The 1,041-nt window shown below is 68.5% G+C and carries 1 protein-coding gene; it reads right to left on the bottom strand.

The genetic code is table 11. The features are described 5' to 3' along the window. Positions 1-70: 70 nt before the first annotated feature. A partial coding sequence (locus tag ACNPM4_RS20065) for an extracellular solute-binding protein (RefSeq protein ID WP_448986939.1) occupies positions 71-1,041 on the bottom strand: 971 nt, incomplete at its 5' end.

Here is a 1,041-nt window from a genome sequence, read left to right as displayed (position 1 = left end):
GGGGGGGGCGCGGGCTGCTGCGGGGACGCCTCGGGGGCGACCTCGACATCGATCACGGGAGTGGTCATCATCAGTCGCCGTTGAGGGTCGCTTCGATCTTCGCGCCGATGCGCGTGACCACCTCGTCGATGTCCTCACCCTTGGCGATCGCCGAGTACAGGTCGACCGGGATGTTGTTGCCCTCCACGATCGCCCAGTTCGGCGCCGCCGGGGTGAGGGCGCTCGTCTCGGCGATCTGCTGCTGCAGCTCGGCGTCGACGATGCCGTCGGGGATGGCCGACGCGAAGGTGGTGTTGCCGGGGACCCAGCCGGAATCCTCGGCGAGCTGGGTCATGAAGTCCTCGCTGAGGATCAGCTTCATGGCCTTCTTCGCGAGCTCCTGCTGCGACGACTTCGCGGCGATGCCGACGTTGGATCCTCCGAGGAACTGGTGGCTCTCGCCGCCGGCCTCGACCGGGGGAAGCGCCATCACACCGGTGACGTCGGCGAGCTCGGGAGAGATGCTGTCCTGCGCGAACACGCGGTAGGAGAACATCGCGACCTCGCCGTTGTTGTACGGAACCCACGGGTTGCCCGCGGTCTCCTTCGCGTCGAGCGCGCCGAGGGCCGAGCCCTGCCAGATGGTCTGCATCTGCTCGAGAGCGGCCTTGGCCTCGGGGGTGTCGAGTCCGCTGACCCAGGCGCCGTCCTTCTCCTCGGCGTAGTTCGCGCCGTGGGAGAACAGCCAGCCCTCGAGCCCGTGCACGTCGACGACGGGGAAGTAGATGCCCTTGAAGCCCTCGACGCCGTCGGGGTTCGCCTGCTGCACCGTGGCGGCTGCGGCGACCAGGTCGTCGAGCGTCTCGGGGGCGGCGATGCCCGCCTTCTCGAGCAGATCGGTGCGGTAGAAGACGACGCTGGTGCCCGCGTAGAGCGGGTAGGCATAGGTCTTGCCGTCGAGGGTCGCCTGATCGACGAAGCTGGGGATCAGGTCGTCGCCGTCGACCTCGTCGTACAGGTCGGAGATGTCGGCGAGCGCCCCGACGTTCGCGAACGTCGCGG

It is taken from the genome of Microbacterium umsixpiens (genome assembly GCF_053543675.1).
This window is presented reverse-complemented; position numbering and strand designations above follow the sequence as displayed.